Source organism: Gallibacterium genomosp. 1, from assembly GCF_001678575.1.
Classification (GTDB): domain Bacteria; phylum Pseudomonadota; class Gammaproteobacteria; order Enterobacterales; family Pasteurellaceae; genus Gallibacterium.
The window spans coordinates 19,719-32,321 of the sequence record NZ_JTJP01000033.1 but is presented as its reverse complement, the minus strand read 5'-3'; the positions used below and the strand labels follow the sequence as shown (position 1 = coordinate 32,321).

Genomic DNA, 12,603 nt, shown 5'->3' with positions numbered 1-12,603 from the left:
TTTATGTGTGTTTAAAAATGATCTCAAAACTTGTTTCTAAAGGGTTTATCTTTGGTTGTATCGGTGCCAGCTTTTATGGATTAAACCCTTTATTTACACTGCCTTTATATGAATTAGGGTTATCTCCCGACTCCGTATTATTCTATCGTTTTAGTGTTGCCAGCTTGATCCTTGCATTTATTATGCGGCAACAAAAAATATCTTTTTCACTCACTAAAGTAGAGTTGATTTCTGTTATTTTCGTTGGGGTAATGTTTGCCATTTCATCACTTACTCTCTTTATGAGTTATCAATTGATTGAAGCCGGTATTGCATCAACTATTTTATTTATCTATCCATTATTAGTAGCAGTGATGATGATAATGTTCTTCAAGGAACGTATTAATTTAATCACTATGCTTGCAATTACGCTCGTAATTTTTGGCGTATCTATGCTATACCAAGACAATGATGGTACCAGTCTTAATCCATTTGGTGTCTTGCTTGTCTTTATTTCAGCCTTGACTTACGCCATTTATATTATTGCAGTTGAAAAATCACCTTTGCATAATCTGCCAATCATTAAATTAACTTTTTACGGCTTGCTCTTCAGTGCATTGGTGTTTTTCCTCCGTTTGGATTTCGGCACACATTTGCAAGTAAATAATTCGTCACAATTTTTTATTAATATCATTGGCTTAGCGATTGTTCCGACCGTGCTTTCTTTGGTGTTGATGAATCAGTCTATTCAAATGATCGGTTCAACCACCGCTTCCATTATCGGCGCATTAGAACCGATTACGGCGCTACTAGTCGGCGTTTTAGTATTCCACGAACAGATGACTGTGCGGATTTTATTCGGCATCATCGCGATCCTTTCTGCGATTGTCTTAACCGTTTCAGGGAAAGAAATTTTACGTTTCTTCGGCGGTCGCCATCACCATTTTAGACATTAAAAAAAAGAGAGGTTGGTATCGCTACCAACCTCCTCAATGTTTACGTCCTTGCGACTTACATATCATTGAAAATGGTCGCCCCCTCTTCCGCCGAGCTGATGTTTTGTCTGAACAGTTTAAACAACTCCCGTCCGGAATATTGATACTCCGCACTCAAATCAATCTTCACTGCTTGACGTTCACTTAAATCAGTTAAACAGTTTAAGTGTCCATGTTCTGCATCAATTTCCAACAGATCGCCATTTTGCACATAAGCCAGCGCCCCTCCCTTAACTGATTCAGGTGTTAGATGGATGATTGAAGGCACTTTCCCCGATGCTCCGGACAAACGCCCATCCGTCACCAACGCCACTTTTAACCCTTGTTCCATTAAATTGCCTAAAATCGGCATTAACTGGTGCAATTCCGGCATTCCTCTTGCCGCCGGTCCGCTGTTACGCACCACAATCACTGCGTCTTGTGTCAATTTTCCTTGTTGATAAGCGTTCACAACGTCTTGTTGAGATTCAAACACCATAGCTGGTGCGGTTAATCGGCGTTTTTCCGGTTGTACCGCACTGATTTTAATCACACCTCGCCCAAGATTACCGGAAACTACCTTTAGCCCACCTTGTGTACTGAACACTTTTCCTTTCTCTGCAATCACATCTTTATCTGAAGTCTGTTCCACTTCCTGATAAACTAATTTCCCTTGTTGTAAGGTCGGCATAGTAAAATAATCCTGCATTGAACCATAAATCGGTGTAGCATCTAAATGCAATAATCCCTGTTCTGCCAGAAGTTTCAGCAATAACGGCACTCCACCTGCTTGATGAAATTGGTTTACATCTGCCGATCCGTTTGGATAAATTTTAGCCAAAAGTGGTACAGCATTCGACAAATCAGAAAAATCATCCCAATTCAGAATAAAACCTGCCGCCTTCGCTACAGCAATCATATGCATTGTGTGATTTGTACTTCCGCCCGAAGCCAATAATGCCACTAAACCATTGACCAAACTTTTCTCATCTAAAACTTTCGCGAGCGGTCTAAAATCACTACTACTTTGACTGATTTTCACCATATGACGGCTAACCATTTCTGTTAACAACGGTCGCATCGGGCTGTTCACCGGCACAAATGCTGCACCCGGCAACATTAATCCCATCGCCTCAAACACAAGCTGATTAGTATTTGCCGTACCATAAAACGTACAAGTTCCGTTGCTATGATAAGCAGCATTTTCCATCTGCTGTAACGCTTCTTTACCTAACTTTCCAGCTGCATACTGCTGACGAATAGCAACTTTTTCCTTATTTGATATTCCAGTTGTCATTGGACCAGTCGGCACAAATGCTGTCGGCAAATGACCATAAGACAATGCCCCCATTAATTGTCCCGGTGCAATTTTATCGCAAATACCTAATAACAATGTGGCATCGAAAGTATTATGACTTAAACCAATCACTGTACTTTGAGCTATGAGATCTCGAGAAAACAATGAAAGATCCATTCCCTCCTGTCCTTGCGTAATACCGTCACACATTGCCGGCACGCCTGCCGCTACCTGAGCAGAATGCCCCATTTGTTCTAATATCTGTTTGATTTGTGTTGGATACTCAAGATAAGGTGAATGTGCACTCAACATATCGTTATAAGCAGAAACAATTCCCACATTGATTTTTGTAAAATCCAAAATTGTCTGTTTCTGTGCAGGACAACAGGTTGCTACTGTATGTGCTAAATTACCACAACTAAGATGGGAGCGACTTTTTCCTCGTTGCAACTGATGTTCAATACGGGCTAAATAACGTTCTCGTGTGTGTCGACTGCGTTCCGCAATTCGTTTAGTTACTTGAGCAATAACAGAATTCATACTGCACCACCTATTCAGCTAAAAATGGCTTAATAGCAGTAGCACAACGATCTACTACCTGTTCAAAAGGTGCATTAATATCAATGTGAATCACATCCGTTTCATCGGCTTGTGGCGTTTCCAATGTTGCAAATTGACTTTTCAACATATCCACTTTCATATAATGACCTTGGCGTTGTTTCATTCTTGATAACACTAAATCAAAATCGCCCTCCAGAAAAATAAATTTCACATCTTCATTGCCCTGTCGGATTTGATCGCGATATTTCTTCTTCAAAGCGGAACAGATAATAATGCCTCGTTCAGATTTTTGTTCCAGACTGAATGCAGCATCTCGAATACGCTCCAACCAAGGAGCGCGATCTTCATCATTCAAAGGGTGTCCATCGCGCATTTTGATGATATTGGCACGTGGATGTAGATCATCTCCATCAATTAATTTCAGTCCTAATTGCTGACTAATTGCCGTACCAATACTTGTTTTTCCTGTACTCGAAACCCCCATTAAGATAAAACTTTTTCCTTTTTGTGCTGTCATTTTCATTCCCCTAGAAACAATCAATTCTTACTAAAATCCATCTACGATAACCACTTACCCCAAATACACTATAAAATTTAGAATTAAATGTTATCGGTAACAATTAAAGATTAAATCTATATTACCTATTTCGTCAATAACTGAAATTATTTTTCTTTGATTTAAGTCATTTTTTATTAAAAACCATTTATATTGATTATTTTATATTCTAAAAAACGAAATTATGCCAAAAAATGAGATCTAGATCTCATTTTAGGAAAAATTGTTTTTACAATTTTATTGTTATCGGTAACATATAAAATAATTAAAATGTTTAGTCTTTTTTAGGGAGAATTCTATGGCTCACGATGCAACTACACTGCTTTTAATTGCACTTGGTGCAATTATTGCTTTATTAATCTTAATTATACGTTTTAAAGTTCACGCTTTTGTGTCCTTAACATTGGTCAGTCTCTTAACTGCTCTTGTTACCGGTACGCCTTATACCAAAATCGTTCCGACAATGCTGAGTGGTTTCGGTAACACCTTAGCCTCTGTCGCTCTATTGGTAGGTTTAGGTGCAATGATTGGTCGTTTATTAGAAATCACCGGTGGTGCAAAAGTACTAGCAGATACCTTAATCAAAATTTTCGGCGAAAAACGCGCACCATTAGCGCTAGGCGTAACATCACTGCTTTTCGGTTTTCCAATCTTTTTCGATGCCGGATTAGTTGTAATGTTGCCAATTATTTTTAGTGTGGCAAAACGCTTTGGTGATTCTACTTTAAAATATGCTTTTCCTGCAGCCGGCGCTTTTGCTGTAATGCACGCTTTTCTACCACCACATCCAGGTCCGGTAGCTTCCGGTGAGTTACTTGGTGTAAATATGGGGCTATTAGTGATTATTGGTTTGCTTACTGCTATCCCAACTTGGTATATCGGTGCTTATCTCTATTCTCAATTTATCGGTAAACGTATTCACGTTGCATTACCAACCACCTTTTTAAGTAAAAATGTGGTTGCTGAAACTGTAAATTCTGAAGTACCAAGCTTTAGAAAAGTTTTATTTATCTTGCTATTACCGCTCTGTTTAATTTTCTTAGATACAGGGTTAAATACTTTAAGTACCATCAAAGTAATTGATGGCTCACAAACTTGGGTTGAAATTCTCAGAATGTTAGGGAAAACTCCTGTTGCTTTATTAATCACATTATTGGTTGCTATTATGTTATTAAAAGGTCAACGTACTAAGGAGCAAATTGAAAAACTTTGCGACAGTGCATTAGGGCCAATCTGCTCAATAGTATTGGTAACAGGTGCTGGTGGTATGTTCGGTGGCGTATTGCGTGCCAGCGGTATCGGCGATGTGTTAGCATCTACTTTATCCAATACCGGTTTGCCTGTTATTGTAGCCGCATTTGTAATTTCAGCCTGTTTACGCGTTGCTCAAGGTTCTGCAACCGTAGCATTAACCACTACCGCTGCTCTTATGGCACCAACTATTGCCGCAACGCCCGGATTAAGTCAATTCGATCTCTGTTTTATCGTGATCTCCATCGCTTCCGGTGCAACTGTGTTATCTCACGTTAATGACTCCGGCTTCTGGTTAATCAGTCGTTTCTTAGAGATGGACACCAAAACTACCTTTAAGACTTGGACTGTTTTGGAAACATTGTTGGGTGTTATCGGTTTTATAATCGTAGCTATCGCCAGCATTTTTCTCTAAGTTTATCAATCATTCACAGTTGGGCGATATGCCCAACTTTTTTCTTGATTCCCACTTTTCAGCCATCAAAAAAAGCGTAAAATGCATCGCTTATTTCCGTATTTGATTTCACAGGTATGATATGTTTTCGTACATATTCCCATTATTACTTTTAGTAATTTCTAACTGTTTTATGACATTAGCTTGGTATAGTCATTTAAAATTTCTACATAATGCGCCAATTTGGCAAGCTATAATTTTTGGTTGGTTTATCGCATTGTTGGAATACAGTTTTATGATTCCGGCAACACGTTATCTCGCAGCACAAGGTTTCTCTTTCGGACAAATGAAAATTACACAAGAAGTGATTACATTGCTTGTTTTTGTGCCATTTCTGATTTGGTTCTTTAAACAACCATTTAAATTGGATTATATCTGGGCTGGGCTTTGTCTGTTAGGTTGCGTCTATTTTGTATTCAGAAGTTAAAAACAGCCGTTTAATGGCTGTTTTTTATAAAATAATTTATTTTATTTAGTTTGCTTCTTGTTGTAGAGCTAATAACGGAATCACCAAATCTTCTTCATCCGCAAGATGACGATAAAGCAACTCACCGCTCTGTTTAATATTATTGATCAGCTGCTCGACCCATTTTTGCTGCGTTTGCGGTACGGGTGTTTGCCGTAAACGTAACAGATCACGATTGACTTCACTTAACCGTTCGGCAATCTGCTGATGATCGTTTTCCAACAGATCGAAACCGGTAGCTAACTTAGGCTGCTGCAAGCGCATTTTAGGAAAATGTTCATCATCCTCTAAACGATGATGTCCGTCCAAATGGCCGTAATGCAAATAGGCTTCGTGCAATAACCGTTGCCGGAACGTTTCCCAATCTAAGTGCTGATCCAAATATTGCTGTCCTAGATGATCTAACATTCCTTGTCCGAAACGTAAGCTATCGTGCATTCCTAACCAACCAGCAGCACCGCTAAAACTCGGCAACATCTGCCATTTTTCAGGTGGAAATTGCTGGAATAGAAAAAGTTGTTCATCTTGCAATAAACTGTTTGGATGAGATGGTTTATAAAGCATCGTTTTTTCTCCTTATTCAGGGCGGATGCCTTAGCAACCACCCATTTTATCAATTTTCAATTTGACCGAATTTACCGGCATTAAAATCGTTCACTGCTTGGCGAATCTCTTCAAAAGAGTTCATCACAAACGGACCATAACCTACAACAGGTTCTTCAATCGGTTCCCCTGCTAACAGCAGAATTTTCAGCTCTTCATCTGCGGCGGTAATGGTTACTTTGCCGGCACTTCTCTCAAAATTGACTAACTGTCCGGCACTCGCCTGCTCGTTATGATTAAAGATCGCTTTACCACGCAAAACCACCATAGAGAGAGATTGGCTTTCCGGTATTTCAATCTCAACTTCACGTCCGGCATTAATCACCATATCCCACACATTCATCTTAGTATAGGTTTTAGCCGCTCCTTGTGTACCTGCAAAATCTCCAGCAATAATCCGTGCATAACCTGCATTATCTGCAAACGCCACTACTGGAATATTTTCCTTAGCAAGATGTTGATAATGTGCTGGTACATTTTTATCCTTACGTGGTAAATTTACCCAAAGCTGTACCATCTCAAACATTCCGCCTTGACGACTAAAGGCTTCAGAATGAAATTCTTGATGAATAATTCCAGCACCAGCTGTCATCCATTGTACATCACCAGCTTTAATCACACCGCCACCACCGCTAGAATCACGATGTTCCACTTCCCCTTGATAAGCGATCGTTACCGTTTCAAAACCTTTATGCGGATGTTGCCCCACGCCACGAGGTGTCTGGCTGTTCGGTTCATAATATTGTGGTGCGGCATAATCCAACATCAAAAACGGATTTGTTCCACGATCTTCCCCCATATGACTGAATAACGGTTGAACCAAAAAGCCATCTCCGACCCAATGTGCTTGATTTTCTTGATAAATATTTTTAACTTTTCTCATTTTGCTATCCTTTATTCTTTCATTCTCTGTTTAAATCATCATTCCGTTGCGTTGCGCTAAACGTAATTTCTGTGGCGTAATATCATTACCTTCGCTATCCACCACCGTAACTGTTGCCAAAATATTAGTTAGCTGTCCACGGATTTTCTCTAAATAACGTTGGCGTAACATTTCTCTTTCTGAAATTTCATCCACTGTTAAACCTTCATTCTTTGCTTTATGTGCTAACTGATTAATTCTATCCAATTCTGAAATTTGCATTATTACCCTCCTTTATCATTTCATCCCTTGAATTTATGCGGTGCATTATACAAACTTAATTTATTTTTCGTAAGTACACACATTTTTTATACCTTTAAATTAAAATAATTTATTAATTTTCATATAGTTATAAAAACAAAACTGTTATTTTTAAAATTAATATGAAAAATAAATGGACTTTTTTTATAAAATTTTTTCGCTATAATAACGCCGTTTTTTTCAGACAAGCAGAGGAAACAATGCAAGCGACAGACAAAAATATTACCGAACATCAACAATGCCCGGTAAATACCACTCTGGAGATTATCGGTGGCAAATGGAAAGTGATTATTCTGTATCACCTTTTCCAAGGGACGCAACGTTTCAATGAATTGCGCCGATTGATTCCGAATATCACGCAGCGAATGCTGACATTGCAACTGAGAGAAATGGAAAATGACGGCATTTTGCATCGTGAGGTTTATCCGGAAATTCCGCCGAAAGTGGAATATTCACTGACAGAATTTGGGCAAACCCTACTGCCGGTGATTAAAGCAATGCACAAATGGGGAAACAAATATGAAAAAACCTGCCTACAACGCCATCAACAGGAAAATTAATTTATGATAAAACGTTATCTTGCTACAAAACCGATGGTGGCGCGCGACCATCAACAACATCACCGTGTCGCCACGCCGTTAGAGTTATATTTTGATCTGGTATTTGTGATCGCTATCGCTGCCACGGCAAGCGGTTTGCATCACGCACTCGCCGCCCATCACCTACTGCAAGGGGTGGCTACTTTCTCTTTTTGCTTCTTCACCGTGTGGTGGGCGTGGATGAATTTCACTTGGTTTGCCTCCGCCTACGATACCGATGATACTGCCTATCGTATCGTGACTATGGTGCAAATGTTCGGGGCATTGATTTTAGCCGTCAGCATTAATGAAGTGTTTCATAACGGTTCAATGAAAAATATGTTATGGGGCTTTGTGATTATGCGTTTAGCGCAAGCCTATCAGTGGTTCAGAGCGGCAAAGAATGATCCAACCCGAAAAGCAACCTGCCAACGTTATGGCTACGGTTTGATTATCACCCAAATTTTATGGGCGATTGTCGTGTTCGTCTTAACCGATTATGCCTATTATCTGCTGCCGTTAATGATGCTGATTGAACTCTCTGTGCCTTTGTGGGCAGAACGAAAAGAGGCAACCAGTTGGCATCCGCATCACATTGCGGAACGTTATGGCTTATTGGCGATTATTCTGCTTGGTGAAGGCTTGCTCGGCATTACCAACGCCATCACGCCATTATTGCGTAGCGAAATTTCATTGCTGACCGAAGCCTTGCCGCTCGGTTTAGGCATTTCTGCCATTATGTTCTCACTTTGGTGGCTCTATTTTAAAATGCCGTTTGCACAATTATTAGAACAACGGCGCACGTTCAAAGCGGCGTTTTTCTTCGGCTATGGTCATTATTTTGTCTTTATCGCCTTAGCCGCTGTCGGTTCGGCATTGGAATTGGTGGCGGATACCGTTACGCAATTAAACAGCACCACTGCCGCTGAACACCCTGTATCACCGCTGTTTGCGATGGCAACCTTAACCACCGCAATCGCCGTTTATTTAACCTCACTCACCTTTATCCGCCGCCGCTTAAGCGAACAACGGCACTATAATTTGATTAGTTACTGGTTAGGTATTATGGCGACATTCCTCGCCATTGACGCCGTTTATTGTGGTCTGGATCTGGTGTGGGCAATCTGGTTCACTGTGATCGCACCGGTGGTGATGATTTTAATCCATCAAAAAGGCGATCAATAATCCCAATGCCAAACCAAGTTATCAATAATGCGTGAGTTTGCTTCACGCATTATTTCTAGTCTTTAAGGCAATTTCGCGATAATGGCATAACCACTGCTTAGCCCTGAGATGCTATAAGCGGTGTTTGCGTCAATAAAAGCAGATTGCCCTTGCGTTAAGGTAAGTTGTTGCTGCGCATTGTGTAAGCTGATTTCGCCTTGCATTACCAACAAAATTTCTGCACTTTCCGACTTCAAGTTGCATTGATAATCGGCAGCAAAGTTAATATTACTTAACGCAAAATCTCGACTTGGTGTTTGATAAGTGCTGTAACCATTCTCTTTGCTTGCCGCTGCAATCACCTTTGGCACAATTTCTGTGCAATCGACAATTTTTAACAGTTCCGGAATATCAACATATTTCGGCGTTAAACCACCACGAATCACATTATCGGAACTCGCCATTAATTCGATATTCTGTCCGCGTAAATAGGCGTGCGGAATACCGGCATCTTGGAAAATGCCTTCCCCCTTTTTCAGATAAACAATGTTCATTAAGTAGAAACTTAACAAGCCGGCATCCAGTTTATCTACGGAAATCGCCATCGCTTCCAAAGCATATAACAGCCAATAATCCGGATTATCGAGCGTTAATTCGTTATTGTGATATGCCGCTTGATTATGCTGAATAATCGGCAATAGCCATTGTGCTAATTGTGTTTGTGAGGACTGCATTACCTCTGCATAAAAATCTTTTAAAGATTGTTGTTCCAATTTTTCCGCTAAAACCACCAAAGACGGTCGTGCATACAGGGTCTTTAAAATCGCACTTTTGCTTTTGAAGCCGTGTAATAACCAAAAATCAGATAACGCAATCATCATTTCCGGTTTATGGTTGTCATCTTTATAACTGCGTTTCGGATCTTTCAGATCAATGCCTTGTGCATTTTCGCGTGCAAAACCTTGTTCCGCCTCTTTTTTGGTTGGGTGCAGCTGAATAGACAAAGGTTTGACCACATCCAATATCTTCAATAGATAAGGCAATCTATCACCGAATTGCTGTTGCGATTTTTCACCTAACACCGCCGGATGCGCAGCAATATAATGATCAAGCCCTTGTTGCTGTCCGTTCACTTCGATACTGGAAACGGCACTTGGATGCGTACCGAGCCACCATTCTGCATAAATTTGTTGATCCGGCTGTTGTTGTAATAATTGCGGAATAAAGGTTTTTCCACCCCAAATATAGTGTTGTGCCTTTCCGTTTAGGCGATAAAACATAATTTATTTTCCTCCAATCGGCTGGGTAATTCTTCCGCTTTGCACTAAAAACTGTAAAACAGTGGCAATATCATCAACATTCTCAATGTAAACCGGTAAGGCTTTATCATTTTTTAAAACTATTTGTAAAAAGCCATTTTCACTGATATTTATCGCATTAATATGTTGATAGGGAATATAAATATTATTTAAAAAAAAGCCATCTTGTTTTAGTAAAAATACTGGATAACGCACAAAAAAGTGATAAATCAATAAAATTGACAACATTACTAATAAGTAAATTGTCATTTGCTCAAGCCCCCGTGGCACTGCCTGATAAACAGATAACCAAATCAGCCCCAGCATTACCAACCCTTCGATTTTCTGTCTACGCAATAGTCGTATTTTCAGTGCTGTTTTGCCATAGCACTTCGCCATTAAGAATTGATCATAAATGGCGAACAGAAAGTAGAGAATAATCAAAGTGAATAATATGGCGTTAATCAACATAGCTATTTCTATCCGTTCTAACAGAAATTTATTATTTATCTAAACAGAAAGTGGGCAAAGCCCACTTCCGCCGAATAGTGATAAGGTGGACAACTGCCCACCTTTATCGATTAGCCTAAAATTCCAGTGGCTGCGCCAATAATACCGATAATGAAAATGCCGATAATGATCCAAAGTGCGTTTACACGGTTACGCAATAACCACATACAGGCAAAGGTAAACAGCAACGGTAATAATCCCGGCATTAAGCTGTCGAGTATTGACTGAACAGTGGTAATTTCAATAGTTCCATCTTGTTTTTCAATAGTAGAAACTACGAGTGGCACATTAATAGTTGTCCATTTCTGCACCAACGCTCCCATAATAAACAGACCAAGAATAGAAGCTCCTTCGGTTAATTTTTGCAATAAACCGCCACTCATATCTTTAACCACATCCAAACCTTTTTTATAGCCATACGTTACACCATAGTAACGAGTTGCCAAACGAACTAGGTTAAATAATACGAAAAAGAGTAATGGCCCTAAAATACTACCGCTTAATGCCAAACCTGCCCCTAATGCGGCAAATACCGGACGTGCAGTTCCCCAATAAATCGGATCACCCACACCTGCCAATGGTCCCATTAAACCAACCTTAATCCCGTTGATTGCTGAATCTTCAATCGGCTTACCATTAGCACGTTCTTCTTCCATCGCAATAGTTACACCTAATACCGGTGCTGCTACGAAAGGTTGTGTATTGAAGAATTCCAAATGACGTTTAATCGCATCTTTACGCTCTTGAGAATTCGGATCAGGATATAAACGTTTAATCACCGGCACCATTGAAAATGCAAAACCTAACGCTTGCATACGCTCAAAGTTCCAAGATCCTTGGAAAAGATTTGAACGAAGTACGACTTTATTTAAATCGCTTTGGGTTACTTTTTTAGTTTCAGTTGTCATCTCTGCTTTCCCCATTAATCTAATCTGTTGTCAAGATCGTCATTACTGCTTGATACTACTTGCACCACTTGCTTACTTTGATTGTATTTAGGGTGAAGTTGGATATAAAGAATTGCCATAATTGTACCAAGTACACCAAGTGCCACTAAGTTGAAGTCTGTGAACGCTGCTACCACGAAACCGGCATAGAAGAACGGCATTAAGTGACCGGCACGCATCATATTGATAACCATTGCATAACCGACCACGGCGATAATACCACCGGCGATTTTTAATCCGGTTGTTACGACCGGCGGAATCGCACTTAATAAAGATTGAACAGTGTCTGTACCGGCTGTCAATGCCACGAGCAATGCCGGAATAGCAATACGCATCGCTTGTAAAAGCAATGCACTGCAGTGTACCCAGTCTAAACGGTTTAAGTTACCGTCTTTTACGGATTTATCTGCAAGGTGTTGGAAACCGACGGTAATCGCACGCACCACATAGGTTAATACCTGACCGGCAGCTGCAAGCGGAATCGCAATCGCAATCCCGGTGGTAATTTCTTGACCGCCAACGATAACCAAAATGGTAGAAACCACAGAAGCCAACGCCGCATCCGGTGCAAGTGCTGCGCCGATATTCATCCAACCTAATGCCAATAATTCCAACGAACCACCAACGATAATACCGGTTTTGATATCGCCCAATACTAAACCGATTAAGGTACAAGCGATTAAAGGACGGTGAGTCTGAAACTCATCCAAGATCGATCCCATCCCTGAAATACAGGAGATGATGAAGATCAAAATAATTTGAATACTAGAAAGTTCCATAAT

At 40.2% G+C, this 12,603-nt stretch carries 14 protein-coding genes; 5 read left to right on the top strand and 9 right to left on the bottom strand.

Annotated elements, in window-relative coordinates:
- Positions 1-17: 17 nt before the first annotated feature.
- On the top strand, positions 18-935 hold the full coding sequence (locus QV04_RS06765; RefSeq protein WP_065230827.1) for an EamA family transporter: 918 nt from the start codon (positions 18-20) through the stop codon (positions 933-935).
- Between the two features lie 55 nt (positions 936-990).
- Here the strand turns inward: QV04_RS06765 and edd are convergent, their stop codons facing one another.
- Together edd and QV04_RS06755 are read right to left on the bottom strand one after the other, a co-directional pair.
- The gene (gene edd / locus QV04_RS06760) at positions 991-2,790 is read right to left on the bottom strand and encodes a phosphogluconate dehydratase (RefSeq protein ID WP_065230828.1); all 1,800 of its coding nucleotides are present in this window, start codon (positions 2,788-2,790) and stop codon (positions 991-993) included.
- A 10-nt stretch (positions 2,791-2,800) separates the two neighbouring features.
- Positions 2,801-3,328 (bottom strand): gluconokinase, encoded by a 528-nt coding sequence (locus tag QV04_RS06755; RefSeq protein ID WP_065230829.1) that lies wholly within the window; start codon positions 3,326-3,328, stop codon positions 2,801-2,803.
- Between the two features lie 337 nt (positions 3,329-3,665).
- On the opposite strand from QV04_RS06755, the gene QV04_RS06750 reads away from it, so the two are divergent.
- Together QV04_RS06750 and QV04_RS06745 are read left to right on the top strand one after the other, a co-directional pair.
- Entirely contained in the window at positions 3,666-5,033 is a 1,368-nt protein-coding gene (locus QV04_RS06750) for a GntP family permease (RefSeq protein WP_065230830.1), read from the top strand.
- A 121-nt stretch (positions 5,034-5,154) separates the two neighbouring features.
- On the top strand, positions 5,155-5,499 hold the full coding sequence (locus QV04_RS06745) for a DMT family protein (RefSeq protein WP_065230831.1): 345 nt from the start codon (positions 5,155-5,157) through the stop codon (positions 5,497-5,499).
- 45 nt (positions 5,500-5,544) lie between these two features.
- Here the strand turns inward: QV04_RS06745 and QV04_RS06740 are convergent, their stop codons facing one another.
- The 3 genes from QV04_RS06740 to QV04_RS06730 are packed head-to-tail and all read right to left on the bottom strand — an operon-like array spanning position 5,545 to position 7,285.
- A complete protein-coding gene (locus tag QV04_RS06740; RefSeq protein ID WP_065230832.1) occupies positions 5,545-6,102 on the bottom strand; it encodes a hemerythrin domain-containing protein in 558 nt (185 codons plus the stop codon).
- 49 nt (positions 6,103-6,151) lie between these two features.
- On the bottom strand, positions 6,152-7,024 hold the full coding sequence (locus tag QV04_RS06735; RefSeq protein ID WP_197494807.1) for a pirin family protein: 873 nt from the start codon (positions 7,022-7,024) through the stop codon (positions 6,152-6,154).
- A 30-nt stretch (positions 7,025-7,054) separates the two neighbouring features.
- On the bottom strand, positions 7,055-7,285 hold the full coding sequence (locus QV04_RS06730; protein ID WP_039134675.1) for a DUF896 domain-containing protein: 231 nt from the start codon (positions 7,283-7,285) through the stop codon (positions 7,055-7,057).
- Positions 7,286-7,524: 239 nt separating this feature from the next.
- Between QV04_RS06730 and QV04_RS06725 the strand changes: the two genes are divergently transcribed.
- Both QV04_RS06725 and QV04_RS06720 read left to right on the top strand, forming a co-directional pair.
- Entirely contained in the window at positions 7,525-7,884 is a 360-nt protein-coding gene (locus QV04_RS06725) for a winged helix-turn-helix transcriptional regulator (RefSeq protein ID WP_039134678.1), read from the top strand.
- 3 nt (positions 7,885-7,887) lie between these two features.
- Positions 7,888-9,087 carry a low temperature requirement protein A gene (locus QV04_RS06720; RefSeq protein ID WP_065230833.1) on the top strand — a complete coding sequence of 400 codons (1,200 nt, stop codon included), beginning with the start codon at positions 7,888-7,890 and terminating at the stop codon, positions 9,085-9,087.
- Between the two features lie 62 nt (positions 9,088-9,149).
- On the opposite strand, the gene manA is transcribed toward QV04_RS06720, so the two are convergent.
- The 4 genes from manA to QV04_RS06700 form a co-directional block, all read right to left on the bottom strand.
- The gene (gene manA / locus QV04_RS06715; protein ID WP_065230834.1) at positions 9,150-10,346 is read right to left on the bottom strand and encodes a mannose-6-phosphate isomerase, class I; all 1,197 of its coding nucleotides are present in this window, start codon (positions 10,344-10,346) and stop codon (positions 9,150-9,152) included.
- Positions 10,347-10,349: 3 nt separating this feature from the next.
- On the bottom strand, positions 10,350-10,835 hold the full coding sequence (locus QV04_RS06710) for a YobD family protein (RefSeq protein WP_065230835.1): 486 nt from the start codon (positions 10,833-10,835) through the stop codon (positions 10,350-10,352).
- A gap of 110 nt (positions 10,836-10,945) precedes the next feature.
- A complete protein-coding gene (locus QV04_RS06705; RefSeq protein WP_039082749.1) occupies positions 10,946-11,782 on the bottom strand; it encodes a PTS mannose transporter subunit IID in 837 nt (278 codons plus the stop codon).
- A 14-nt stretch (positions 11,783-11,796) separates the two neighbouring features.
- Positions 11,797-12,600: a PTS mannose/fructose/sorbose transporter subunit IIC gene (locus QV04_RS06700; RefSeq protein ID WP_065230836.1), complete on the bottom strand. Its 804-nt coding sequence runs from the start codon at positions 12,598-12,600 to the stop codon at positions 11,797-11,799.
- Positions 12,601-12,603: the final 3 nt, after the last annotated feature.

Coding starts and splice junctions, on each gene's coding strand:
- QV04_RS06765 (WP_065230827.1), top strand. CDS start 18: ATGATCTCAAAACTTGTTTCTAAAGGGTTTATCTTTGGTTGTATCGGT.
- edd (WP_065230828.1), bottom strand. CDS start 2,790: ATGAATTCTGTTATTGCTCAAGTAACTAAACGAATTGCGGAACGCAGT.
- QV04_RS06755 (WP_065230829.1), bottom strand. CDS start 3,328: ATGACAGCACAAAAAGGAAAAAGTTTTATCTTAATGGGGGTTTCGAGT.
- QV04_RS06750 (WP_065230830.1), top strand. CDS start 3,666: ATGGCTCACGATGCAACTACACTGCTTTTAATTGCACTTGGTGCAATT.
- QV04_RS06745 (WP_065230831.1), top strand. CDS start 5,155: ATGTTTTCGTACATATTCCCATTATTACTTTTAGTAATTTCTAACTGT.
- QV04_RS06740 (WP_065230832.1), bottom strand. CDS start 6,102: ATGCTTTATAAACCATCTCATCCAAACAGTTTATTGCAAGATGAACAA.
- QV04_RS06735 (WP_197494807.1), bottom strand. CDS start 7,024: ATGAGAAAAGTTAAAAATATTTATCAAGAAAATCAAGCACATTGGGTC.
- QV04_RS06730 (WP_039134675.1), bottom strand. CDS start 7,285: ATGCAAATTTCAGAATTGGATAGAATTAATCAGTTAGCACATAAAGCA.
- QV04_RS06725 (WP_039134678.1), top strand. CDS start 7,525: ATGCAAGCGACAGACAAAAATATTACCGAACATCAACAATGCCCGGTA.
- QV04_RS06720 (WP_065230833.1), top strand. CDS start 7,888: ATGATAAAACGTTATCTTGCTACAAAACCGATGGTGGCGCGCGACCAT.
- manA (WP_065230834.1), bottom strand. CDS start 10,346: ATGTTTTATCGCCTAAACGGAAAGGCACAACACTATATTTGGGGTGGA.
- QV04_RS06710 (WP_065230835.1), bottom strand. CDS start 10,835: ATGTTGATTAACGCCATATTATTCACTTTGATTATTCTCTACTTTCTG.
- QV04_RS06705 (WP_039082749.1), bottom strand. CDS start 11,782: ATGACAACTGAAACTAAAAAAGTAACCCAAAGCGATTTAAATAAAGTC.
- QV04_RS06700 (WP_065230836.1), bottom strand. CDS start 12,600: ATGGAACTTTCTAGTATTCAAATTATTTTGATCTTCATCATCTCCTGT.